Source organism: Capnocytophaga sp. oral taxon 332 str. F0381, from assembly GCF_000318275.2.
GTDB lineage: Bacteria > Bacteroidota > Bacteroidia > Flavobacteriales > Flavobacteriaceae > Capnocytophaga > Capnocytophaga bilenii.
Genome location: NZ_KB291261.1, coordinates 76,933 through 100,277 on the forward strand (window position 1 = coordinate 76,933; position 23,345 = coordinate 100,277).

Sequence of the window (23,345 nt, forward strand, 5' to 3'; positions counted from 1 at the left end):
TGCGGCTCGCACCGAGCTGGCACAGCCGAGTATGAGACGAACCTACTAAAAAAATAATCCATTAAACATTGATAATTAAACATTATTTTGTACCTTTGCAAAAATCTTAAAATAAATAGTATGAAGTCTTTTTTACCAAGTATGTTTTATTACGGGTTTCCTGTAGTACTCCTTACTACAACCGATAAAGACGGAAACGCCGATGTAACACCTATTTCTTGTACCTTCACCTTAGGTACAAATGCCGTGATAGCCCTTGTAAAGCTCAACAAAGCCTATCACAATGTAATGGAAGTGCCCGAAGTAGTATTCAATTTACCTTCGGCAGAAATGTGGGAGAAAGTAGAAGCGATAGCCCCCTATACAGCACAAAATCCCGTACCCCCTCAAAAGCAAGGCAAATACACCTATACTGATGACAAATTTGCCATAGCAGGCTTCACCAAGCTACCTTCCGATAAAGTACGAGCACCTCGCATAGCCGAATGCCCCATACAAGCCGAAGCCAAAGTAAAACAAGTAAATGACCGCGATAACTTTGCCCTCATAGAGTTGGAGTTTGTACAAGTGCACGCACAAGACCATTTAGTAATCGAAGAAAACAAAATCAACCCATTAGAGTGGCATCCCCTCATTTACAACTTTAAGCACTATTACAGCTTAGGAGAGCACAAAGGGCTTAATTTTACAATTAAGTAATCATTAACAATAAGGCTGTCCGAAAAGTTTTAAAAGGTTTAATTGCACCATACACTTTGGCAAACTCTAAGAGTTTGTAAAAGTTAATTACTCTGATAATCAATAACATTCAATTATATTATAGGGGTAAAAGGCAATATACATTCATAAAATAAAACTTTTCAGATAGCCTTATTATTTATAGAAAAAATTAATAATACCCTTGCAAATTAAGAAAATATTATTACCTTTGTGGTATCAATTCAAAAAACTAATAATACGATGAGGAAAACAGCTAAAACCGCATTGTTACTTTCATCAATAGGGCTAATGATAGCCTGCGAAAATAACAAAAAAACAGAAAACACAATGACTGAGAACACGAATGCCGATAAAGGGCTTTCCCTTGCTGAAATGGACACTACTGTGCGTCCGCAAGATGATTTTTATAACTACGTAAACGGTACTTGGGCTAAAACAGCTCAAATACCAGCCGACAAGCCTACGTGGGGTTCTTTTCATATCCTTCGTGAAAAAACCGATGAAAACTGTCTGCTTATCTTGGATAACTTGCTAAAAGAAAACTTTGAGCAAGGCACTGAAGGACAAAAGATAAAAGACCTATATGAGTCTTTCATCGATTGGAACAAGCGCGATGCCGAAGGGCTCAAACCTATAGAAGGTTATTTAAACAAAATTGATGCTATCAAAACCCTCCCCGACCTTCAAAAATACTTAGAAGAAGTTACCCCCGAAGGCGAAAACCCTATCTGTGGCTGGGGCGTATATGCCGATATGAAAGACTCTAATACCAATACTGTCTATCTCGGTAACTTTAGTATCGGTATGGGACGTGATTACTACCAAAAAGATAGCAAAGAAAATACTGAGGCTTTAAACAAATACCAAAATTACGTAGAAGCTATCTTCAAAATACTCAAAGACAACAAAGCAGCCGAAAAAGCTAAACAAATCGTAGATTTTGAACGTTCTGTAGCCAAACTAATGCTCACCAATGAGGAAGACCGAAACCCTAACCTTAGCTACAACCCTCAAACAATGAACGAGCTAAGCAAATTGGTGAAAAATATCAACCTGCCTCAATATCTTAAAAATGTAGGAGTTAATATTGATAAGGTAGTTGTTTCAGAAATTCGCTTGTACAAACAATACGACAAGTTTATCAACGAAAAGAACTTGCCACTGCTAAAGGATTACCTCAAATACCAATTAGTAACCGATAATGCAAGCAACCTCACCAAAGAACTTGACGAACTTTCTTTCAACTTCTATCATAAAGAATTACAAGGACAACAAGAACAACGCCCAATGAACAAACGCGCTCTAAGCGTTATCAATGGTGTTTTAGGAGAAGCCTTTGGTAAGCTCTATGTAGAAAAATATTTCCCTGCTAAAGCTAAAGAAGAAATGGTTACTTTAGTAGATTACCTCAAAAAAAGCTTTGCACAACACATCAAAGACCTTACTTGGATGTCTGATGCTACCAAAGAAAAAGCTTTGGCAAAACTCAATAAATTCACTGTAAAAGTGGGGTATCCAGATAAATGGGAAGATTACTCTAAACTGACTATAGAACCTGCTGCCAAAACGGTATATTTTAATAACTTGCAACGCGTGAGTGAATGGGCTTACCAAAAGAGTTTAGAGAAAGTAGGCAAACCAGTTGATAAAACTAAATGGGGAATGTCACCACAAACCGTGAATGCATATTATAACCCACTTTATAACGAAATCGTATTCCCAGCAGCTATTTTGCAACCTCCTTTCTTCAACTTTGAAGCCGACCCAGCAGTGAACTTTGGCGGTATAGGAGCTGTAATAGGACACGAAATGACACACGGTTTTGATGATAGCGGTGCAGAGTTTGACGGCGAAGGTAACCTACAAAACTGGTGGACACCTGAAGACAAAAAGAACTTTGAAAACGCTACCAAAGCTCTTGCAGCACAGTATGATAAATACGAACCTGTAAAAGGTGTATTTGTAAATGGTACTTTCACCAGTGGCGAAAATATCGCCGACCTTGGTGGTGTAAATATTGCTTTTGATGCACTACAAATGTATTTAAAAGATAAAGGACAAGTAGAGAAGATTAGCAACTTTACCCAAGAACAACGTTTCTTTATCTCTTGGGGTACTGTATGGCGTACATTGTCTAAAGAACAATATCTCACCAATCAAGTAAAAACAGACCCTCATAGTCCTGGTTATTTCCGCTCTTTCGGACCATTAGTAAATGTAGACGCTTGGTATAAAGCCTTTGACGTAAAAGAAGGAGATAAACTCTATAAAAAACCAGAAGATCGCATCAAGATTTGGTAAGTAAGCACCGCACTGATAGTAACCCCTACAAGTCCGTGCATTGCAACACTTTGCCCTGTAACATAAAGATTACTGATGTGAGTTTGTGGCATAAAAACGCTTTCCATTATATGGTTAGCGTTTTTTTTGTACCCATACATAGCACCTGTAAAATTACCTATATAATCGCGATAGGTGAGTGGAGTAGAGGTGTAATAGTCGGTAATAATATTCTTTATAGTAGGGAATTGCAGAGCAACACAATCTAATAAATCCATAGCCCGCTGACGTTTGAAAATCTCGTACAATTCACCCCTACTTTTCCCCTCTGTATTGGTACAGAAACTCTCTTCCCAGCGGTGTAATTCCGTAGGATTCATATAGGTGAGAATTGTCATATTATCAGTAAATTCACCTCCATTTTTAGGTGGATTCATAGAAATCATATATGATAACGGAAAATCATTTATAGAGTAATTAGCTGCCTGATACACGCTATTGTTATCCTTAAACCAATATATGTTATAAGGTAAATATCTAAAAATGTTGGGTTTGAGTACTAAATGCAATGAAAAGGCAGCAGCTGTAGGTTTTAAGCACTGCACGCGTTTGTAGAAAGAAGGTTTAAAAGGTGCTTTTCCTGTGATATTGAGTAGTTGTTTGATATCAATAGCCGAAATAATATAAGAAGCTTCAAAAGTCCTGCCTTGTTTAGTACGTATAGAAGAGATGGCGTTATAACTATCATATTCAAAGGCTGTTACTTCAGTATTGTTGAATAAGTCAGCACCGTGTAATTGTAGCTGTTTAATGAGCAAATCAGTAATTTGGCTACCCCCTTGTGTAAGTCGCCACGCACTTTCAATATACGAATTGACTGATAATGCGTGCACATACAAAGGAGTCTGTTCAGTAGTGCCACCATAAAGAAAGTTAGACCCTAAAAGTACTGCTTTTAGACGCTCATCAGTAGTAATACTATTCAAAAAATCTAAAAGTTTTATAGAAAGTGTTTCAGTATTATATTTAGCATCCCCTTGTTTAAGGTTATAAAGAGGAAATTGAGCACAAACAGATTGCATTGTATCTGCATATTGTTCTAAAGCTTTCTTTTCGGAAGGAAAATACAAAAGTAGTTGTTGAATGAAGTTTTCATACCCCTGAGCGTGAGGATACATAAGTGAAGGAGTATCAGCAAAGCAAATACGATCGTAACCATTCATATCAAGACGTTCCAAAGAAAGTTTGTTAGCTATTCCTACTTTATTGAAATATTCGTAAAGTACCTGCTTTTCAGCCAAACCACCTATGTAATGCACTCCAGTATCAAAGAGAATATGATTGCGTTCAAAAGTCTGTAGATTGCCCCCATATTGTTGGTTTTTCTCTAATACACACACTCTTTTTCCTGCTTTTGCCAAGAGTAAAGCTGAAAATAATCCAGAGAGACCACTACCAATAATAAGAACATCGTATTTTGCCATATATTTAACTGTCGTTTATCTGATAATTAAGTGAAAATTATAGCAGCAAAAGTATAATTTAATTTTCGGAGTACCAAAAATAGTAAGAAGTTTTCTAGTTTTATTAGTATCTCTTGTAAGTATAATTGTCCCAATTTTGCCCCAGCATTAAAATAAAAACGGCGTAATTAATTGTCAAACAATTAGTTACGCCGATTTTGTAGCGAAGACGGGATTTGAACCCGTGACCTTTGGGTTATGAATTTCCCTTTGCAGATAAAATATTATATATACAATAGTTTCTAATATTGTAAAACCTAATAAAAATACTCGGTTATATACTCGTAATTAACTCAAAAATTATTAGAATATTAACAAAAAATATAATGTACTTATTTTTAATTTAATTCTATTGTTCTATTAGTTTATATGCTTGTATTTTTTATTTTCGAAATAAAATATTACCTCCAGTTTACATCTAAGTTTCTGAAAAACATTTCACTCCTAAATTGTTTATAATTTTTATCACTATTATCAGCATTTATACGTATTAGCTTAATAGTACTAGGAGTACCATTTTCAAAGTTCTCATTATAAGTGAAAGCCATTTTCATTTTAGTTGGCACTTCAAATGTGAGTTCTTTTTGTGACTCTGATTTATCATAGTTTCTATTAATAGTATTTCCCTCTAAATCAACAATATTTACATCATTAATATAAAAATTTCTATCATTAACTTTAGCCTCAAACAAAAAGGTTATATAAATGGTTTTTTCTTCTAAAATACCCTCTATTTTAGTTATTTTTGCATTAATACCATCTACATCTACCTCCTTTACAGGTTTATTTACTTCTAAAACCTTTTTGAGATACTCTATTTGCTCTTCTAAAGCTACTCTCTGAGCTTTTAAAGAGCTACTTTCTGCTTTTACAGTTACTAATTCTTCTCTAACAGATAGAATTTCCTTTTTTAAATCATTACAATCCGTCTGTCCATAACTCAGTGTAGCACAAAATAGTGCTAAAAATAAAATTACTTTTCTCATTTCTGACTGTTTTTCAAAATTTCTAATAAAGTTGTTATTTGCTCTTGGCTTGTTTTAAGCCTTTCTGTAAGTTCTTTATGCTGTTCAATGATTTTTGATATATCTTCATTTGAAAATGATACTGATATATCACCAGTGCTACCTGTAATGTTATTGCCTACTACTACACTATTTTTAGTTTTTAAATGAGAATTATCTATGTTTATTCCTTTTTTTATCATATCACCTTCGCCGAATAATAACCATAAAGGCTCAATCTCCGGAAATTTTTTTAGTATTTTAACTAAATTATCAGAGCCAACGCTTTTATTTTTATCTAAAAACCCATTTGACAAACCAACTTCTTTATAAAAGGAAAGTTTACTAATCCCTTTATAATCAATAAATTGCAATAACCTTTCAATCATAATACAAAAATATTTTAGTTTTTTATCTAAAAATATTTGTTAGTTTAGTTTTTAATCTATACATTTGCAACCGAAATGTAAATGTATTCATATTTAAAATACGTATGTATTCATATTTAAAATACAAATGTAAAATAATCGGCAAATATATAAAATTAAAATGAAAGTTAGCAAAATTATCATCGAAAAAATACTGAACGACAACGAATTCAGTATAGAGCTCGCTAAGAGGCTCGGAAATCAGCAGCAATCAGTGTTAGGATTGGCAAGACGAAACAGCCGTAATCTTACCTTATGGGAGGCGGTTATGTTTTACAAAGAAAAAGGTTTTACTGAAGAGCAAATCTTCGAAAAAAACACTAATACTATTCTCCAAGAAGATCCAAACCAGTTAAAGTTTGAATTTACAGAGGAATTACAATGAAAAAAGAAGCTCAAGAATTACTTAGGATTATTAAGTTCTTGCGTAGGAATAATGTAAATATTGTAGCTGAAATTTATATGAATAAAGTACCTAATACTATAGTAGCTCATTTAGCTGATAGAGTACAAAGATACCATTCACAGTACAATAACAATGAACTTAGCTGGATAAATTTCATCTGTAGTCTTGATACAGATAACCTTAATATATTAGCTGAATATGTATTTAACAAACAATAATAACCTATGAGCGAATTAGTAAAAATAACTGAACAAAATGGACAAAGAGCCGTATCTGCTCGTGAGCTACATCAATTCTTAGAGATAGGTAGAGATTTTTCTACTTGGATAAAAGGACGTATAGAGGAATATGGATTTATAGAACATCAGGACTTTGAGGTTTTCACCCAATTTGGTGAAAACTCCATTGGAGGGCGACCAGCAAAAGAATATGCCCTTACCCTTGATATGGCAAAAGAACTCTCTATGGTCGAAAAAACAGAAAAAGGAAAACAAGCCCGTAGATACTTTATTGAAATGGAAAAAATTGCTACTCAAGCAAAGACTTTACCATTCAATAAAAATAAAGAACTACAAGCTGAACTTTTTGAACTCATTCGTAACAACCTCGTTAAAGGTGATATAGTAGATATAGCCAAAGAGAAAGGACTAAATAAAAACACCTTGAAAAGTGTCCTTTACTATGGTAATTACAATGATGAGATAGTTAAAGCCTTATATGAAAGGGCTTTGTCTAATAAAAATAAACTTCGTAGTGAACTACAAATAATGATTAATGAACTGAAAAGATAATTCTTACAATGAGCCCTTTAGTACAAATAGCATATAACACCATTAAGCAGTTTGGTTTGTCAGATACAGACAAACAAGCACTTATTGATATGTTACAGGGTACTAAACAAGAACAAGAATTAAAACAAGCTCAAGAAGAATTGAAAAAAGTTCCTGATGAACTATTAAAAGAAGTAGCCGTATTAAGAGAGTTACTAAAACGAAAGCAAATCTTTCCACCCAAAAACTGGGACGGATACTACAACGGAATAAAAGTATAAATAGATTATGGAATGTAACAACAATACCCCTATATGGCAACTTACAATTGGAGAATTTTTAGAGTTTCAAAAAACTGAACTTATAAAAGAGTTATCTCTTATGTTTGCTGCTAAAAATAAAAAATACGAATATGGTATTAACGGTCTAGCTAAATTGCTTGGGTGCTCTCGTACTACTGCAAGTAAAATTAAAAGTTCGGGTGTGTTAGATGAGGCTATATTTCAAGTAGGTAAAACTATTATTATCGATAAAGAAAAAGCCCTCGAATTGTTTAACAATAGCAACAAAAATAATAAAGACAATGGACTATCTTGATTTAATAGAAAAATTTTGGCAGCTTACAGATGAAATTCCTATTAATAGCTCTGTCGTATCTACTTATTTTCTTTTATTAGAAAGGTGGGATAAATCGGGTAAAACAGACTTTGAATACCCAGATAAGCTTATTCAAAAAAAAATAAGAATAGATAGAAAAACTATCAAAATAAATAAAGAGATATTACGAAACTTAGGACTAATTAGTTACCAAGTTACAATGGGATTTCCTACTGTCTATAAAATAATTCCTGATTATGTTATTCGTAATCGTAAAGGTAAAGAAGTAACATCTACTGCAGAAAAAGAAAAAACACCTGCAAAAGTAGTGCAGCAAGAACTTGTTCCATCAGTCTCAAATATTGAAGTATTAGTGAAGGCACCCGAAATTCCTAAAGTGAATTTATCTGAAAATATTCCAATAAATACTCAAAATGAGGTAGAAGAAACTTCTATACAGAAGAAAACTAAAACAGTACAATCTAAAGTTAAAGATATTCCTACTTACGATGAGTTTTTGGAATTTGCAAAAACAATTCCTATATATAATCCTTCACTTGATGAACACATAAAAAACAAATACGACACTTGGTATTCTAATGGTTGGGTAAATGGATTTGATAAACCTATTACTAATTGGAAGCAAACCCTAAAAAATACCTTACCTTATTTAAAATCACAAAACAATAATATATTTAATATCCCTAATATAACACGACCTAAAGCTACTTACGATGAATAGTTTAATCGATATAGATATAGAAAAATATGTACTTGGCAATCTTGTTTCTGAACCTCAAGTAATAGCCCAGTATTACAATATGCTAAGTGCTAATTTGTTCACTGCTCCTGAACATCAGATAATATATAATAGCATTGTAGAAGTATGGAAAAAGTATAATACAATAGACTTAATTTTACTTGGAAAAGCATTTGAAAAAAGAAATGTACCTGAGCTTTTACAGTATTGTATTGATTTGTCCGTTTTTGCTGTGTCATCTGCTAATGTAGAGTTCCACATAATGCTGTTAGTTCAGGCTTCTGTAAGGCGTGATTTTGTGCTGAAATTTACAACTTTATTAAATATGGCACACGGAATAGAGAATGATATATTTGATATACGTGATAAAGCTTTTGACTATTTTAATAACCTATTTATAGATAAATTTATTGAAAATAATCGTCAAACACGTAAATTTCCTGAATTAGTTAATGCTGTACAAGAAAATTTTGAAAGCATTCTTAAGGGCAAACCTACAGGGTTGCAAAGCTCCCTAAATATAATTAATAAAGTATTAGGAGGCTGGCAAAATTCAAACCTTACTATTGTGGCAGGTCGTCCTGGTATGGGCAAAACTACTTTTTTAGTACAACAAATTATTGATATGGTAAAACAAGGTTATTCAGTAGGTATATTCTCATTGGAAATGTCTGCAGAACAAATTACCTCTAAAATCATTACCAACTATACTAATATACCCAACTCAGCAATACTTCGTAAAGGACTTAATGATGAACAAATAATGACATACTTATCCCTCAAAGATAATCTAATAAAGATGAATATACACATAGACGAAACATCGAGCTTATCTATTGATAACCTCAAAATCAAAGCTAAAGCAATGAAACTACGCCATAATATTGGTATTCTATTTATAGATTACCTCCAGCTTATTAGCCATCCTAAAGCAGGTAATCGTGAACAAGAAATATCATTTATTTCACGTTCTTTAAAAGGTTTAGCTAAAGAACTCAATATCCCTATTATAGCTCTTTCACAGTTATCACGTAATGTAGAGCAACGCAATGATAAGCGTCCTGTGCTCTCTGATTTGCGAGACTCAGGAGCCATAGAGCAAGATGCAGATGAGGTAATTTTTCTATATCGTCCAGAATACTATGGCATTGAGCAATGGGGTAAAGAATACAATAACGAAAATACCAATAATGAAGTAGAGATAATCATATCTAAGAACCGACACGGAGGCATACTCTCCGAGCGTTGTAGCGTCAATATGGCAACCTCAAAATTTACTGATTTAGTAACAATTTAAAATTTAAATTTTATTCAAATATGGAAAATAACGAAGATTGGTTAATCAGGACAATTTATTTTATTATAGCGTATATAGCACTTTTTATTCTTCTGTTATTATTTAGTAGTAACTTTTATGAACAATGAAACTCATAGACCTATTTAGCGGCATAGGTGGCTTTGCCAAAGGATTTCAGCGGGCAGGCTACCAATTTACAGAGCACTATTTTTCAGAGATAGACAAACACGCAATTGCAAACTATAAACACAATTTTCCAAATGCAAACTACATCGGAGATATTACCTCTGTTCACGGAGGAGACTTTACAGGAATTGACATTATCACATTCGGATCGCCTTGCCAAGATTTCTCAATGGCTGGACGGCGTGCCGGTCTCGCAGGCGCAAAAAGTAGCCTTATCGAGTACGCAATTGCCCTAATTACTTGCGTCCGACCAAGTGTATTTATCTGGGAAAATGTTAAAGGAGCATTCTCCTCAAACGCTGGCGCAGACTTTTGGGCAATTCTCCAAGCCTTTGCCAACATTGGGGGTTATAGACTTGAATGGCAATTGCTTAATACAAGCTGGGTACTCCCCCAAAATAGAGAGCGGATATACCTTGTTGGACATCTTGCAGGACGAAGTCAGCCAGGAGTATTTCCTATCCGAGAAGATGATTGCCTTCCTACAACAAAAACGCAAAGTCAATTTCAAACCCAACTTAGTGGAACAATCAAAGCCAATGGCAATATGAATGCTGATGATACATACATCATTCCTAAAACTGCAAGTACCCTCACAGGAGGCGGGCATTCTGGAGGCTTGCACTCTGATATGACGGTAATACAAGTCGGTACTTACCGCACGCATAACGATGGCAAGGGATTTAGAGAGGTGAAAAAAAATATTGCCCCTACTATTCCAGCAAGAGCGAGGGAAGACGGTAGCGGTATGCCCGTAATACGCCAACTCCCACGAGGCAAAAATAAAGGTGCAGATCTCAAAATCTGCCCTACCATATCAAGCAACGCCTTTCAAGAGAATAATCTACTGTGTGGCATACGCAGATTAACAGAAATAGAATGCGAACGCTTGCAAGGTTTTCCAGATAACTGGACACAATACGGCAACTACAACGGCAGAAAAAGGCGCATATCAAAGACAAAACGCTACAAACTCATCGGCAACGCCGTAACCGTAGATATAGTAGAATTAATAGCAAAACGATTAAAATTTAGATATGAAGAAAAGAAAAGAAATAATTGATTTTTTAAGTAGAGTATTTGTTGTAGAAATAAATAAAAAAGAAATAATTGATTTTTTAAATAGAGCATTTGTTGTAGAAATAAATAAAATAAATGTTCAAGAAATTGAAAAAAAGTACAAAGAAGCAAAAATCTTTCTAATAAGAGAAATAATCTTTCAATCAAATATTATAGGGATTGTTTTTTATTCTTTTAGGTTTACGAAAGATACTTTTAGTAGCATTGATGAATATGGAGATGAATATGGAATTTTTTATTCTATATTATTTATAATATTTAAATTAACGATAGTGGTTTTAATTCTTTTGAGAGCAATTAATATATATGAACTATTGAAATATAAGGCAAAAATTAAAAAATACTATCATAATGAGAACAAAAAAACAAGTTTTAGGCATAAACAAGTAAATTACTAAAAGCAATTACAATATGAACGACAAAGTAAAGGAAAAAATCGCAAAAGTCTATGAACTCGTAAAACGAGGCGTAGCAGGAGAGCAGAAATCAGCCGAGAAAATGCTAAACAAACTGCTTGAGAAATACAACATTTCAGAAGAAGAGCTTAATAATATCACAGAAAAAGAGTATTACTTTAAGTACTCCTCTGATTTAGACCAATGGCTATTTATGCAACTCATTAACTATTTCTTTAAGGATAAAAGCTACAAAGTTTACCGTATTAAAGGTAGTGGCGTAAAAGAATTTTCAATACAGATGCCCTACTTAGATTGGGTAACATTAGATAGTGCCTACGGCTATTTCAAAGCACATCTAAATCAACAATGGCGCAAACACGGCTTGCCAATAGTCAATCGTTGCCGAACTACCAAAACCAAAAACAAACGCCGTCAGGAAATGCAAGCAAGTTTTTTTTCGTTATACATAATTCGTTCAGGTATTTATCACCCATCACAAAATAGCTCTTGTCGCCTTAGTGAGGAAGAAATAAAAAGACGAACTATCCTTCACGGAGTTGAGGGCGGCAAATACACACAACAAGTAACCACAGGTCTATATTTAGAATAACCTTTTAAACACTATTTAAACAATGGATAAACAAGAAATAATTAAAGAATTAGAAAAGGTAATCAAAGCCCTTAAAAAAGTAGAAAAGAATACCCTCTTATTCAAAGAGATATTAAGCGATTTGTCTTTAGACCTTACCCAAGCACTCATAGAGGATAAAGATATAAAGTCTTTATTTGATAAAATAACAACACAAGTTGATGAATTAACCCAAGAGTGGAGTGCCGAGTAACACCCCCTTAAACCATAAGCAAAAATGAATAAAGAAAATTACCCCACTTGGCTTGTGCCTATTGACATTGCCAAAGAACTCAAAAAAATAGGTTTTAATGAACCTTGCTTGTATTATAACTCTGAAGCAATAAGTGGTATGGGATATCAATGTATAGAAATAGAAGAAAGAATACATAATGAGGATCCCAATGTTATAGAACTGAGAGAATTGAAGTATTTCAATTATAATAAGAAAAAAGGCTGTACATCTATTCCTACTTGGGAACAAGTCTTTAAATGGTTTAGAGAGCATAATTTACATAGTGAAATATGGTATAAAATAGGACACTATGAAGAAGACGGAGAAGTAAAAGAAACTCCTCCATATAACTATGGTATTCTAAACAAAAAGGCAGAGCCGCTGAACGCTGAATATTATTTTTGGTTTTATGAAGATGCTCGACAAGAACTTGTATTAGAGCTTATTAAAATTTATAAAAAAATGAATGAAAAACCTACTTGTAACCGTATCAGGAGGGCGTAGCTCGGCACGTATGGCACAGCATATACAAACCCACCCTAAGTATGCAGACTATAATAAAGTTTTTGTTTTCTGCAATACAGGTATGGAACGCCCCGAAACTATCGCCTTTCTCAAAGATATTGTAAAACATTGGCAAATACCCCTAACCCTTATCGAGGGCGTGTATTCCACCGAGAAAGGGGTAGGAGTAGGCTATAAGGTAGTAGATTTTGAAACAATGGATATGCAGGCTCAAACCTTTGCTAATATGATAGCCCACAAGAACAAAGGTATATTCAGTGGACTACCCAATATGAAAGCCCCTTACTGCTCCGAGAACCTTAAAAGCCTCCCCAGTAAGAAGTTTGCTGATAATATTTTTGAAAAGGGTAACTATCAAATAGCTATTGGTTATCGCAAAGAGGATATGCCTAAGCGCATCAGCTGGGCAGAGATAAAAGCCGATACTAAGCGCATATTCCCCTTGCTAACAGACTTTGAAGCACCTATAGGACAACAAGAACTCAATGCTTTTTGGAGTGCCCAACCTTTCAAACTTGGCATACACAACAAACTTGGTAATTGTGAATTGTGTTGGAAGAAAAGCACTACCAATCTAATTGAGAATATCAAACACGGCACCCGCTTTATTGACTGGTGTAAAACACAAGAAAGCACCTATCAAGGCACAATGTTTCGTAACCACTTAAGTATTGACGATTTAGTGCGTATGGCAGCCCAATCCAATCAGCTAAGCCTCTCATTTGAGTACGAAGACGGCTGCGTATGTACCTTTTAACAAATAATTTAACACTAAAAATATCAACAAATGATAACAGAAATTAAAGAGGGAGCGTTTATTTATTGCTCTAAGGATAATATGCCATATAAACTCATAGGAGTTATTACAGAAGATGGGCTAAACATATTTTTGAAATTGATAAGAGATTGCTTCGTTTTTGAGGGAGTAAAGTATGAATTTAGAGAAACTTATGATGTAACTGTATCTCTTATTGAGAAAAGAGAGACAGCGTTTAAGAACTTGAATTTTAAATTAGAATTTAAGACTATTGATTTCTGTGATATGGAAAAAATAAATACTAATATATTTTTAGGCAAATTGATATAAATATCATATTTATTAAATGTAATAAAAAATGAATAAAACAATCCAAGAACTTGTCCCTCTTATCCAAGAGTGGGCAAAAGAAAGGGGTATATTTGACAAAAGCACCCCATTTGACCAACTCCTTAAAACCCACGAGGAAGTTGGTGAACTCATCAAGGCGTGTTATGACAACGACAAACCCGCTATTCAGGACGCCATAGGCGATGTAATGGTAACACTTATTAACTACTGCTATAAGAAAAGAATAGACGTATTAGAGCAAATCAATGATGTTTTGACTTTTGAAAGAAAGCGAGAGAATAGCAAAGTAGTATTAGCATTAAGCATTCAAGATAGTTTAACTCGTCTAATGAATGCTAATTTTAGATTGTTAGGGATAGGAGGAGAAACGCCCTTTTTGTATTTTTATGAAATCATTACTATGATTGGTTATTTAGATGATATAGCTTTCTTAGAAAGCACCACCATTGAGGAGTGCCTAAACATCGCTTACAACGAAATCAAAAACAGAAAAGGCAAAATGATTAACAGAAAATTTATCAAAGATGAAAAATAAAAAATACACCTTTTGCAAAATATTAGACCTTGAGGATAAGCAAATTCTTATTCGAAAAGATTATTGTGAGGAAGATTGTTACAAAATTAAAGTATCTACCTTTAATGGAGAAATATTAAGCTGTTTTTCTTTTGGTTATATAAAAGAGGAAGAAGCAGATGAATGTTTTGATTCAATGACAGAAGAAGAAGTATTAAGATATTTAAAAAATATAGAAGAGAATAAAGATGAGAAATAACAACTACCCCACTTGGCTTGTACCATTAGAGGTGGGCAAAAAACTCAAAGAAATAGGTTTTGAAGAGCCTTGTGTGTTTTATCACGATGAGAATAATACAACATCACCTGTTGTTGTAACACCTAATTTTGAAGAAGAAAATTTATCATATGAGAATCGAAACTTACTTTCTCATCAGACTTCTCTTCCTGTTTGGACAGAAGTATTTACTTGGTTTAGAAAAAGGGGGTTATATGGTTTCATTACTTTTGATAACACTTATCCTAATTCAGAAAGTGAAACTTTTTCTTTTGAGATTAGAAAAATTAATCGCAAACTCATATACGGCTCGGAAGAGAATAGTACTGATAAGTTTAATTGCTATGAAGAAGCTCGTGAAGCCCTTTTCCTTAAACTGATAGACCTTTATAAAACCGCAAACCAATGAACACCGAATTGTTAAACTATAAAATAATTAAAAATTTATTACACCAAAAAACAGTGAAACTGGCAAAAAGTTTCAGAAGATAGCCGACAAATTAGATGTTTGCTTTGAAAACCAAAAAGCATTAACCGAAAAATACGGCTTCACCTCGTGGCGAGGAGAACGTTGGGTAGTAGCAGGGAAACTAATAAAAATACATTTTAAAATGGCAAAAGTAAAATCAAAATCAAAATCAAAAAAAGAATACATATTTATTAGAGAAAAATATAAAAAAGACAAGTATTTATTTGATGAGTGGGAAAAATATGATAGTATTTCCAAAAGAATATTATGTTATTCGGGCAAATATAACTATTGCAAAGTAGAATATATTAGGGTAAAGGAAGAAGATGAGATAACTGTAATTTCTCTTATAAGGGAAAAGATAAATGTATTTCAAAATTCAGAATTTATAAAGAAAAATTGTGAGGCATACATAAAAATAAACAATAAGGAAAAAAAAGTTACAACCAAAAAATGGCTTGATGTACTATATGAAATTAAAATTCTAATTAAAGATGACAAAAGGAACGATAGAATACTTGATTTATTAGAAATAGATTTTTTAGCTCAAAAAGACAAAAAAAACTATAGTGAAGTGTTTAGCTATATCTCTAATGAGACTATACTAAAAAACTTAATGCTAAAGAAAATCACAAATGAAAAAAATCTATTCAAAGCATATTTTAAATCAAGGTTCAACAACAATATAGACAAATTACCTCTAAGCAAAGCAAAAGAAATAATAAAAAGAGAAGATAGCAACTTATTCTTTAGGATACTAAGGACTTCTAAAAATCCTCATATTACCATAAACAATTACAATACTATTCTTAAATATCCACATATAGAAGATTTAAGTTTAGAAGCTCATTATTTGAAAGAAAAAATAAATTACAATAGAAGCCACAAATCTTTAAATGAAATACATTCAGAGATGAGTAACAGAATATTGGAAGTACAAATACAATTCTCTAAAATAGAGAATAAAAACATATATCAATTAGCTGAAAATATTCCTATCAAACACAATATTTATTTGTTACAAACAGAATTAGATTTTTTTAGAGAGGGGAAATTACAAAAAAATTGTATTTATAGCTACTATCAATCTGTTAAATATCCTCCTTTAGAAAAAAGTAAAAAGAGAAGTAAAGAAGACATTTCATTTTTCTTTTCATATAGGGAAGCGACACTTCCTGAAGCTACATTAGAAGTTGTATTTAAATGGGATTATAAAGCTAAAAAATTTGAAGACCATTATTGGTTTAAACAAATTTACGGAAAAAGAAATACACTATTGAAAAAAACTTTTGAAGAGAAAATTGAAAGAGACTTTGAAAAATACTATAGAGAGGTATTAACAAAACAACTTATACCCATAGATTGAATTTTATAGCACAATTAAAACAATGATAAATATTTTTTTTGGATTTTATCAATAAAATGCATACTTTTGCACAATTAATAACTAAACATATAACGCTATGATAAAGAAAATCTTATTACTCACTATCGCTGCTGTATCATTTGTTGCTTGTTCAAAATCAGACAAAGACGCTCCTGTAGACAACGGAAACAGGGGTAACGACAAACTTTTAGGAACTTGGGTAGGTACATACGATATTATCGCAGAAAAACCTGAGCAACAAGTTAGACTTGTAGAATTATTAAAAGCACAACACAATTTAATGGAAAGAACTTTTAATATAAATTCTGAGTTCAAAAAGACACGTGCTGTATTTAGTAATAACAATAATGGAAATTACTCTTTCAAATACTTTGATGAAACAGGAAAGATTGAATATGGAGGGATAAACTACACAATTAAAGAGAATAAAATGATAGACATTGAAACTAATAATCCCGCAAGTACTTATTTATTTGATGGAGATAATAAACTAAGTGCTGAAATGCTTGATTATTTCTTATTTACCATAGATACAGAAAATTCAAGTAAAGAGCTTTCAGCTGAAATAAAAAAATTAAACTTAGATATTACCAAACCTACTGATATACAAAAAATATCAGAATTAACAACAATATTTCAGCAAAAGCATACATTGAAATATAAACTTAAATGGCATTTAGTTCGTCAATAAAAAAATATCTTTCGTATATAAAAAAGCACCCCTGATAAGCACAAGCCTATTAGGGGTATTTTTTTAGCGTTTAAATGCTTTATAAACGTGCTTTTCCTGCTCTTGGGGCATTTCCTTTTCTGCAGTATTTTCAATTGTTTTTGCTGCCTCTTTTGACACTTCGTTTTTTGGAGGGCGTATTTTGAAAAACGTTTTATTCTCTGCAGCACGCTCTTGTACATAGTCTATCTGCGGAGCGTTTAGCCGTTCCTGCTTCTCTTGTTTGTACTGAGTTATGAGCCTTTCTCGGATAATAGGCAGCTCCTCTTCGATAGCCTTATCTAAAGCAGCTATTTTTCTTTCTGCAGTCTCTTGTTGGTGCTGAAAATCGGCTATATTAACACCTTTCTTTGCCAATTTTTCAATTACCTGCTCAACTGATTTTTGAGCCTTTTCTACTTGCTGCGCTCTAAAGGGTAGATTTTTTTTCCAATAATCATCTTTTTCAGCCCATTTTTGCATATTTTCATAGTCTTTTTTCTCTTTTAAATATTCAGCATATACTTTGGTATAATCTTCAAACTTACGAGAGATAAAACCTAAATCGGCAGCGTGTTTGGTTTTCTCATTTTCATAGCGTTTCTTCAATAACTCTATTTCAATATTAGCACGTGTTTCAGGGTCGGTAATAATAGCTGTTTTAAGCTCTTGTGTATCTATATCTGATACATCAATAATATTAGCCCCTTTTTTCATTGCCTCCATATAGCGTGACTGTTTAGCTTGCAGCTTTTGTAGCATAAATACATCTATGCTATCATTAGTAAGCATATAGTTCACACGTACATTTTCCCATTGATTACCTTGTCGCCAATAACGTCCTTCTATTTGCCGTAATGAGGTGAAGTTATAAGGAACAGTTAAAAGATACATATCAGAGGTTTTTTCTTGCAAATTCATACCCTCTTGTATAGCCTCTGAACCAATGATTACCTTCACTTTTCCTGCATTAAACTTCTCTTGTATATCCAAACGTTGATTTTTGCTTATACCCCCCGTAATAATACCTATTTCATCAGCTTTATAGCCTACTTCATTTATTAAGTATTCTTTGAGTCTTGGAAACTCTGAAACACCCAATTCTGAATAAATAATTTGTCCTGCTTCGGGTTTATCAGCTTTATTCTGCCGTATTAAGTCCATAGTGAGTTTAATTTTAGGTGAGTTTTCTACAAATTCTTTAGTAGAAGGTTTTTCTCCTTCATATTCTTCATACAGATAGGGTGAAATAGCAATTTTGCGGGCATTAAGAATATGAGTTAAGATAGCACCATCTTTAGTATCATCTAAAAGTAGGTTAAGAGTGTTATACATACTTTCAGTTAATTTATTCTGCTCTATCTTATATTCTTTATTGATACGATTAGGGCGTACTAACTTAGGATTATCCTCTTCGCCTTTGATGTCGATAAACTCGGATAGGAGCTGCTGAAATAGGGCGTTATTCTTAAATCTACGTACATTAGTTTTAAACTTGATATCACCTTTAGCGTCAATCTCCATATCGTTGTCAGCCTCCATAAAGGTTTCAAAGAAATTGTTTACATTGAAATAGCCTGATTTTTCTAATCGCTGATTAGCAATTAGAGATAACACAGAATAATACTCCAATGGTTTATTAGTGAAAGGGGTTGCAGAAAGTAAAGTAACATTGCGCCCATCGTACTTATCTTGTATATATTGCGAGGCTACCCACGTATTGAGTCCTAATTTTGAGGGGCGTTGGTTTTGGCTTCGAAAATCAGAGTTAAAACGCCTGTCTTCGATACGTACTTTGTCTACAATATGGTTGGCATTATGTGCTTCGTCAAAAGTGAGGTGGTCAAACCCAAAATCTTCCCAGTCATAGACCTTCCCTCTTTTCATTATTCCTTGTATTTTCTTTTCTTTTGCAATGGCTATTTCTATTTCACGCATTGTTTCATCAGAAACACCTCCTGTAATAGGATTTTCTAAGCTATCCACATCTTTTTTGTTTATATAAGAAAATTTCTCAGCTAATTTTTGCGTAATTTCATCTCTAAAACCAATGTTCTGAAAACCTTCGTAAGTAACTAAGGTTATTTCACCGTCTTTATTATCAAAGTGAGATAGGTCGTAATCTTTACCAAGGTTACCTAATACATTCACTTTAGCATTAGGAATAGCCTCATAGATAGTCTCTACCCATTGCTTTAAAATGCTGTCATTAGGTACAACTATAAGGGGGCGTTTGGCATTGCCCCGCTCCATAGCTTCGTGCATAGCAAGTATTCCTGATAGGGTTTTACCAAATCCAACTTCGTGAGCTAATAACCCTACCCCTTTTGTTGTCAATCGTCCAATACCTGCACGCTGTACTTCTGTCAATTCTAAAGGCTTGCCTTTAAAGTTTTGGTTTATCTTAGAAAATAAAGGAAACTGTGAGTAGTCAGGAATGTGGAGGTTATTATACTTACGGTTGAACTCATTTACAAAACGTTCTTTAATATCATTTGGGAGCTCCTCACGAAGGAACTTCTGAAAGAGGTTATTGGCTACCTCTTTACGGCGTTCACGTATCAAGGCATTACGCTCTTTATCACTCCCTGTTACAGTTTGATTGTCTACAAATTCTTTCACTTCCCAAGAAGAAGAAGGTTCAAGAGCTTGTGAAGGTAACTTTGAAACAAAGTCTTTAAAACTTTCGGCTAAATTATAATTTACTTTAACCATATCATAACGCCTCATATATTGGTTATAAACTTCTTTTTCAACTTTACCCAAATCAAAATTATGCACAAATTCGTGGTTAGGTGATATAACAATATCTTCTAACTGCTTCTTAGGTGGCAAAACGCTTTCAAGTAAAGCCTTTTGCTTGTTATACTGTGATTTCACTTCCTCATCGTCTAATCTGCCTGCAAAATCAATAGTCAAACGTTCTAATTTTTCGTATATATCCCCCTCTGCATAGTAAAAGTCGTGTATATATTTACCCTTATAATAATTTGCATATTGCTGGTGCTTTTGGTAATTATTTAACTCACCATCATAATTAGTATCAGCAAAGGCTTTTACTTGCTTTGGAGTAATGTTAAGGCTGTTTTGCAAAGCCGTATCAACCACTGTATCATTCTTAACAAATTGGTATTTAAGTACTTTTTTACTAATATCAGGAGTTGATTGTACCTTGTATTCACCTGTATTTTCTTCAGATTGTTTGTGCCTGGCACTTTTAGTAGGGATTGTAACATCTTGTGATTTTTCTTCTTTCTCAGGTTTAGGGCTGTATGACTTTATTATATTATTAGCTTTCTTGGTTATATCAGTAAGCTCTTCCTTAGTAAATTTTGCACCTTTTCTTTCAAGTTTCTTCAATAAAGCAGCATAATTATCCCATTCAGTAAGAATAGCTAATGATTTGAATTTAATATTTTGAAAAACAATAATTGTCTGTTTTACTTTTTCTTGAGCTTCTGTAAGCAAAGTATTGTATTCATCATTAGGAACTTTTTCTTTTTTTTCTGCAATAGAAACTTTAGTCGCTGGAAGCGTGGGGGCATTATCAAACGCTGCAAACATATCAAGTTGTACACCTTGTGAAACTTGTTGTGCTTTCTGTGGAACTTGCTGTGTTTTCTGTGAAGTAAATTCTTGCAAGCGAGTAAGAGCTTCGTCCAGATTTCCTTTGATATAGTCTTCTTCACGCCCAAATCTATTTTTTTTCAACACTGTCTCACCCAATACCTTTTCGGGGTTCTGTTGGAAATAGGTTGTTATATCGTGTGATTGCCGTTGGCTATTCTTTTTAAGGATAATAATATCAGTGCCTATATCAGTAGCTTTAAAAGCTCCATTTGGCAATCGGTAGGCATCTGTTAGCTCTGCACCTGAAAGCTTGTCGGCTCTATTAAGCCAACTAGAAGGGAGTACCATTGCCAAGGTACCTCCTTCATTCATTACATCGAGGGAACGTTTTACAAAATAATCTTCGTAGCGAGTTAGTTTTGTTTCTTCACCTAAACCTAAATAAAGCCCTCTGTGGCTACCATAAGGAGGGTTACCCACTACCAAATCATATTGGGGGGTAAAATCTTTTTTGGTACCATTATCAGTAACAAATTCCGTTTCAAACGAACGTAGGTTTACTTGCGTATCAGGATGTAGAAGTTTAGTTATTTTAGCAGTAGTATCATTGATTTCAAAGGCGGTTACATTCGTTTTTACCCCTAAATCGGTGGTAGCGTGTAGGAAATTGCCCATACCTACGCTGGGTTCTAATATATTGATAGCAGTTTTGCCTTTAAAATTATCTTTGATAAGATTGCGAACGGCATTTACCAGCTTTTCATCAGTGTAATACTCGTCTAATACCCCTCGATTATCTTTGGTAATACCACCACTTTTGTAATGATTGACTATATCTTTGATATTGTCAGTAATGGTTACACCCTCTTTGATCTTTATAGTATTGTCTTTATCGACAAAAGTCAGCAAATTTACCAAATCTTTTATTTGTTCATTGCTGACTTTGTTGCCTTTTGCTATTTTGGAGAGGGAAGCGACTTTGTTTATAAGGGTAAATCGTTCAAATCCAGTAATAGCTGTCTTACTATCTCTTTCACTTCGGGGTCTGTCTCCTTGAGAAGTATTCTGCTGAGTTTCGCTTCGTCCTTCTGCTTGTGAAGATTGAATATCTCTTTCATTTTCCTTCCCTTCTCTTGTTGTCTGAGGGCTTCCTGAAGTACTTCCTCCGGTACTTCGGGTTCGGCTGGCATTAGGGTCTTTCCTTGTACTTCCAACTGCTGATAGTACTTCCTGTTGTGTTCCATTATCGCTGCCCATTTCGGAGTTTCCTCCTCGTCCTCCCAAATCGCTCCGCTCTGTGCTGCTAAGTCCATTTCCAACATTGTTGCTGCCCATAGCTTGTCGGCTTGTGTTATTTCCGTCTTGCTGGGGTTGGCTTGGTGTGATAGTTTCTCTAAGGTTTGGTCCAGGTGTTTGTTCTCCCACTGACTTAGGTGAGGATACTCTATTGGATTCAGTTGTAAAGCTTCCATTTTGTGAGTTAATTTGTATGTTATTTTCATTGGCAAATGTACGACTTTTATTTTGATTTTGCAAGGGTTTGAACACTTTTAATAAAAAGTCATTAAGGTCATTTACTTCTCCTTTACCTATACCATAAGCCCCTCGTTGGTCTATACTGTTTTTCAGATTGTTAAGTATAGATTGGGTTGCGTCATTGCCTGCTTTATCACCATCTAAAAAAAGATGTATTTTACCTGCGTAGTTCTGAAATTGCTGAATGAAAGTGCCTGTATTGGTTACAGAGTTTAGTACGACTAATGTACGATCATTAGGTTTCCCATTATCTTTAGCCATTTGTAAATAAGAAAACATATCAGTCATTCCTTCAAAGACTACGGCTTCGTTGCGAGTACCAGGAATAATAGATATATCACTTGCTCCAACCTTAGCTTTATCATAGGGCTTGTTTAGAAGACTTTTGACATCATAGCCTCCTGATTGATTAGGTATACCTATACCAAAATAATCTTTACCTGATGTTTTATTATGATACTGCACTTGTTGGGCATATTGTTGTAGTATCTCTTTTGAGATACCACGACCAGCAAAATAAGCTAATAGTTTGTCATTATTGGGTACAGATGTACGAACAAGAACGTTTTTAGGAGTGAAATCGGCTTCTTGTACAGGTGTAGATATTTTATTTTGAGTGTTTTGTTTTTCAGGAATATAGGTGTTAGAAAAATCTTTAAGAAAATCTACTGCTTCTTTCCAAGACTTGTTCTCAAATTTCATTACTGCTTTAATAATTTGTCCGCCTTCCCCCGCTTTAAAGTCGTAATAACCTTTTCTAGGGGTATCGCTTACTGAATATTTTTCGTTGTTGCTAAGAAAATAGTAATCGTGCCCTCGCTGTCGGTCAAATTTTAAGTGTCCTTTTTGAGCAAGGTAGTGAAAGTACTCTACTATGGAGGTATTATTAACTATATTTTCAATATCTTGTGGGGATAATAATTGTTGTTTTGCCATAA

25 protein-coding genes are annotated in these 23,345 nt (G+C 33.7%); 21 read left to right on the top strand and 4 right to left on the bottom strand.

Annotated elements, in window-relative coordinates:
* Positions 1-120 precede the first annotated feature (120 nt).
* Entirely contained in the window at positions 121-699 is a 579-nt protein-coding gene (locus HMPREF9075_RS01640) for a flavin reductase family protein (RefSeq protein WP_009751251.1), read from the top strand.
* Positions 700-960: 261 nt separating this feature from the next.
* Entirely contained in the window at positions 961-3,021 is a 2,061-nt protein-coding gene (locus HMPREF9075_RS01645; RefSeq protein ID WP_009751252.1) for a M13 family metallopeptidase, read from the top strand.
* Here the strand turns inward: HMPREF9075_RS01645 and HMPREF9075_RS01650 are convergent.
* The 3 genes from HMPREF9075_RS01650 to HMPREF9075_RS01660 all read right to left on the bottom strand — a co-directional run bounded on the left by HMPREF9075_RS01650 (position 2,985) and on the right by HMPREF9075_RS01660 (position 5,916).
* A complete protein-coding gene (locus HMPREF9075_RS01650) occupies positions 2,985-4,484 on the bottom strand; it encodes an NAD(P)/FAD-dependent oxidoreductase (protein ID WP_009751253.1) in 1,500 nt (499 codons plus the stop codon). The two genes, HMPREF9075_RS01645 and HMPREF9075_RS01650, sit on opposite strands and share 37 nt — an antisense overlap.
* Before the next feature lie 440 nt (positions 4,485-4,924).
* Complete coding sequence (locus tag HMPREF9075_RS01655) at positions 4,925-5,509, bottom strand: hypothetical protein (protein WP_009751254.1); 585 nt, start codon at positions 5,507-5,509, stop codon at positions 4,925-4,927.
* Positions 5,506-5,916: a hypothetical protein gene (locus HMPREF9075_RS01660; RefSeq protein WP_009751255.1), complete on the bottom strand. Its 411-nt coding sequence runs from the start codon at positions 5,914-5,916 to the stop codon at positions 5,506-5,508. Before HMPREF9075_RS01660 ends, HMPREF9075_RS01655 begins: the two co-directional genes overlap by 4 nt.
* Before the next feature lie 160 nt (positions 5,917-6,076).
* Between HMPREF9075_RS01660 and HMPREF9075_RS01665 the strand changes: the two genes are divergently transcribed.
* The 19 genes from HMPREF9075_RS01665 to HMPREF9075_RS01755 all read left to right on the top strand — a co-directional run bounded on the left by HMPREF9075_RS01665 (position 6,077) and on the right by HMPREF9075_RS01755 (position 17,283).
* Entirely contained in the window at positions 6,077-6,340 is a 264-nt protein-coding gene (locus HMPREF9075_RS01665) for a hypothetical protein (RefSeq protein ID WP_009751256.1), read from the top strand.
* Positions 6,337-6,579: a hypothetical protein gene (locus HMPREF9075_RS01670; RefSeq protein ID WP_009751257.1), complete on the top strand. Its 243-nt coding sequence runs from the start codon at positions 6,337-6,339 to the stop codon at positions 6,577-6,579. The genes HMPREF9075_RS01665 and HMPREF9075_RS01670 overlap by 4 nt, the downstream gene beginning before the upstream one ends.
* A 6-nt stretch (positions 6,580-6,585) precedes the next feature.
* Positions 6,586-7,152, top strand: a complete 567-nt coding sequence (locus HMPREF9075_RS01675; protein ID WP_009751258.1) for an antA/AntB antirepressor family protein — start codon at positions 6,586-6,588, stop codon at positions 7,150-7,152.
* Between the two features lie 8 nt (positions 7,153-7,160).
* Entirely contained in the window at positions 7,161-7,412 is a 252-nt protein-coding gene (locus HMPREF9075_RS01680) for a hypothetical protein (RefSeq protein WP_009751259.1), read from the top strand.
* 7 nt (positions 7,413-7,419) lie between these two features.
* On the top strand, positions 7,420-7,728 hold the full coding sequence (locus HMPREF9075_RS01685) for a DUF3853 family protein (RefSeq protein ID WP_009751260.1): 309 nt from the start codon (positions 7,420-7,422) through the stop codon (positions 7,726-7,728).
* Complete coding sequence (locus tag HMPREF9075_RS01690) at positions 7,715-8,470, top strand: hypothetical protein (RefSeq protein ID WP_009751261.1); 756 nt, start codon at positions 7,715-7,717, stop codon at positions 8,468-8,470. The genes HMPREF9075_RS01685 and HMPREF9075_RS01690 overlap by 14 nt, the downstream gene beginning before the upstream one ends.
* A complete protein-coding gene (locus tag HMPREF9075_RS01695) occupies positions 8,463-9,785 on the top strand; it encodes a replicative DNA helicase (RefSeq protein WP_009751262.1) in 1,323 nt (440 codons plus the stop codon). The genes HMPREF9075_RS01690 and HMPREF9075_RS01695 overlap by 8 nt, the downstream gene beginning before the upstream one ends.
* Before the next feature lie 124 nt (positions 9,786-9,909).
* Positions 9,910-11,034, top strand: coding sequence for a DNA cytosine methyltransferase (locus HMPREF9075_RS01700; protein WP_009751263.1), 1,125 nt, complete (start codon positions 9,910-9,912; stop codon positions 11,032-11,034).
* On the top strand, positions 11,009-11,449 hold the full coding sequence (locus tag HMPREF9075_RS01705; protein ID WP_009751264.1) for a hypothetical protein: 441 nt from the start codon (positions 11,009-11,011) through the stop codon (positions 11,447-11,449). The genes HMPREF9075_RS01700 and HMPREF9075_RS01705 overlap by 26 nt, the downstream gene beginning before the upstream one ends.
* A 13-nt stretch (positions 11,450-11,462) precedes the next feature.
* A complete protein-coding gene (locus tag HMPREF9075_RS01710) occupies positions 11,463-12,059 on the top strand; it encodes a hypothetical protein (RefSeq protein ID WP_009751265.1) in 597 nt (198 codons plus the stop codon).
* A 22-nt stretch (positions 12,060-12,081) separates the two neighbouring features.
* Positions 12,082-12,291, top strand: coding sequence for a hypothetical protein (locus tag HMPREF9075_RS01715; protein ID WP_009751266.1), 210 nt, complete (start codon positions 12,082-12,084; stop codon positions 12,289-12,291).
* 24 nt (positions 12,292-12,315) lie between these two features.
* Complete coding sequence (locus HMPREF9075_RS01720) at positions 12,316-12,816, top strand: hypothetical protein (RefSeq protein ID WP_009751267.1); 501 nt, start codon at positions 12,316-12,318, stop codon at positions 12,814-12,816.
* Positions 12,779-13,594 (top strand): phosphoadenosine phosphosulfate reductase, encoded by an 816-nt coding sequence (locus HMPREF9075_RS01725; protein WP_034556514.1) that lies wholly within the window; start codon positions 12,779-12,781, stop codon positions 13,592-13,594. Before HMPREF9075_RS01720 ends, HMPREF9075_RS01725 begins: the two co-directional genes overlap by 38 nt.
* Before the next feature lie 30 nt (positions 13,595-13,624).
* On the top strand, positions 13,625-13,924 hold the full coding sequence (locus HMPREF9075_RS01730) for a hypothetical protein (RefSeq protein ID WP_009751269.1): 300 nt from the start codon (positions 13,625-13,627) through the stop codon (positions 13,922-13,924).
* Between the two features lie 28 nt (positions 13,925-13,952).
* A complete protein-coding gene (locus HMPREF9075_RS12500) occupies positions 13,953-14,480 on the top strand; it encodes a MazG-like family protein (protein WP_009751270.1) in 528 nt (175 codons plus the stop codon).
* Positions 14,470-14,718, top strand: a complete 249-nt coding sequence (locus HMPREF9075_RS01740) for a hypothetical protein (protein WP_009751271.1) — start codon at positions 14,470-14,472, stop codon at positions 14,716-14,718. The genes HMPREF9075_RS12500 and HMPREF9075_RS01740 overlap by 11 nt, the downstream gene beginning before the upstream one ends.
* Positions 14,708-15,145 carry a hypothetical protein gene (locus HMPREF9075_RS01745; RefSeq protein WP_009751272.1) on the top strand — a complete coding sequence of 146 codons (438 nt, stop codon included), beginning with the start codon at positions 14,708-14,710 and terminating at the stop codon, positions 15,143-15,145. The genes HMPREF9075_RS01740 and HMPREF9075_RS01745 overlap by 11 nt, the downstream gene beginning before the upstream one ends.
* Before the next feature lie 202 nt (positions 15,146-15,347).
* Positions 15,348-16,571 carry a hypothetical protein gene (locus HMPREF9075_RS01750; protein ID WP_009751273.1) on the top strand — a complete coding sequence of 408 codons (1,224 nt, stop codon included), beginning with the start codon at positions 15,348-15,350 and terminating at the stop codon, positions 16,569-16,571.
* A 97-nt stretch (positions 16,572-16,668) separates the two neighbouring features.
* Entirely contained in the window at positions 16,669-17,283 is a 615-nt protein-coding gene (locus HMPREF9075_RS01755) for a hypothetical protein (protein ID WP_009751274.1), read from the top strand.
* A 63-nt stretch (positions 17,284-17,346) separates the two neighbouring features.
* Here the strand turns inward: HMPREF9075_RS01755 and HMPREF9075_RS01760 are convergent, their stop codons facing one another.
* A complete protein-coding gene (locus HMPREF9075_RS01760) occupies positions 17,347-23,343 on the bottom strand; it encodes an SNF2-related protein (RefSeq protein WP_009751275.1) in 5,997 nt (1,998 codons plus the stop codon).
* Positions 23,344-23,345: the final 2 nt, after the last annotated feature.

Coding starts and splice junctions, on each gene's coding strand:
- HMPREF9075_RS01740 (WP_009751271.1), top strand. CDS start 14,470: ATGAAAAATAAAAAATACACCTTTTGCAAAATATTAGACCTTGAGGAT.
- HMPREF9075_RS01755 (WP_009751274.1), top strand. CDS start 16,669: ATGATAAAGAAAATCTTATTACTCACTATCGCTGCTGTATCATTTGTT.
- HMPREF9075_RS01745 (WP_009751272.1), top strand. CDS start 14,708: ATGAGAAATAACAACTACCCCACTTGGCTTGTACCATTAGAGGTGGGC.
- HMPREF9075_RS01710 (WP_009751265.1), top strand. CDS start 11,463: ATGAACGACAAAGTAAAGGAAAAAATCGCAAAAGTCTATGAACTCGTA.
- HMPREF9075_RS01685 (WP_009751260.1), top strand. CDS start 7,420: ATGGAATGTAACAACAATACCCCTATATGGCAACTTACAATTGGAGAA.
- HMPREF9075_RS01760 (WP_009751275.1), bottom strand. CDS start 23,343: ATGGCAAAACAACAATTATTATCCCCACAAGATATTGAAAATATAGTT.
- HMPREF9075_RS01725 (WP_034556514.1), top strand. CDS start 12,779: ATGAAAAACCTACTTGTAACCGTATCAGGAGGGCGTAGCTCGGCACGT.
- HMPREF9075_RS01640 (WP_009751251.1), top strand. CDS start 121: ATGAAGTCTTTTTTACCAAGTATGTTTTATTACGGGTTTCCTGTAGTA.
- HMPREF9075_RS01700 (WP_009751263.1), top strand. CDS start 9,910: ATGAAACTCATAGACCTATTTAGCGGCATAGGTGGCTTTGCCAAAGGA.
- HMPREF9075_RS01675 (WP_009751258.1), top strand. CDS start 6,586: ATGAGCGAATTAGTAAAAATAACTGAACAAAATGGACAAAGAGCCGTA.
- HMPREF9075_RS01730 (WP_009751269.1), top strand. CDS start 13,625: ATGATAACAGAAATTAAAGAGGGAGCGTTTATTTATTGCTCTAAGGAT.
- HMPREF9075_RS01715 (WP_009751266.1), top strand. CDS start 12,082: ATGGATAAACAAGAAATAATTAAAGAATTAGAAAAGGTAATCAAAGCC.
- HMPREF9075_RS01655 (WP_009751254.1), bottom strand. CDS start 5,509: ATGAGAAAAGTAATTTTATTTTTAGCACTATTTTGTGCTACACTGAGT.
- HMPREF9075_RS01690 (WP_009751261.1), top strand. CDS start 7,715: ATGGACTATCTTGATTTAATAGAAAAATTTTGGCAGCTTACAGATGAA.
- HMPREF9075_RS01750 (WP_009751273.1), top strand. CDS start 15,348: ATGGCAAAAGTAAAATCAAAATCAAAATCAAAAAAAGAATACATATTT.
- HMPREF9075_RS01650 (WP_009751253.1), bottom strand. CDS start 4,484: ATGGCAAAATACGATGTTCTTATTATTGGTAGTGGTCTCTCTGGATTA.
- HMPREF9075_RS01705 (WP_009751264.1), top strand. CDS start 11,009: ATGAAGAAAAGAAAAGAAATAATTGATTTTTTAAGTAGAGTATTTGTT.
- HMPREF9075_RS01695 (WP_009751262.1), top strand. CDS start 8,463: ATGAATAGTTTAATCGATATAGATATAGAAAAATATGTACTTGGCAAT.
- HMPREF9075_RS01645 (WP_009751252.1), top strand. CDS start 961: ATGAGGAAAACAGCTAAAACCGCATTGTTACTTTCATCAATAGGGCTA.
- HMPREF9075_RS12500 (WP_009751270.1), top strand. CDS start 13,953: ATGAATAAAACAATCCAAGAACTTGTCCCTCTTATCCAAGAGTGGGCA.
- HMPREF9075_RS01720 (WP_009751267.1), top strand. CDS start 12,316: ATGAATAAAGAAAATTACCCCACTTGGCTTGTGCCTATTGACATTGCC.
- HMPREF9075_RS01680 (WP_009751259.1), top strand. CDS start 7,161: ATGAGCCCTTTAGTACAAATAGCATATAACACCATTAAGCAGTTTGGT.
- HMPREF9075_RS01665 (WP_009751256.1), top strand. CDS start 6,077: ATGAAAGTTAGCAAAATTATCATCGAAAAAATACTGAACGACAACGAA.
- HMPREF9075_RS01660 (WP_009751255.1), bottom strand. CDS start 5,916: ATGATTGAAAGGTTATTGCAATTTATTGATTATAAAGGGATTAGTAAA.
- HMPREF9075_RS01670 (WP_009751257.1), top strand. CDS start 6,337: ATGAAAAAAGAAGCTCAAGAATTACTTAGGATTATTAAGTTCTTGCGT.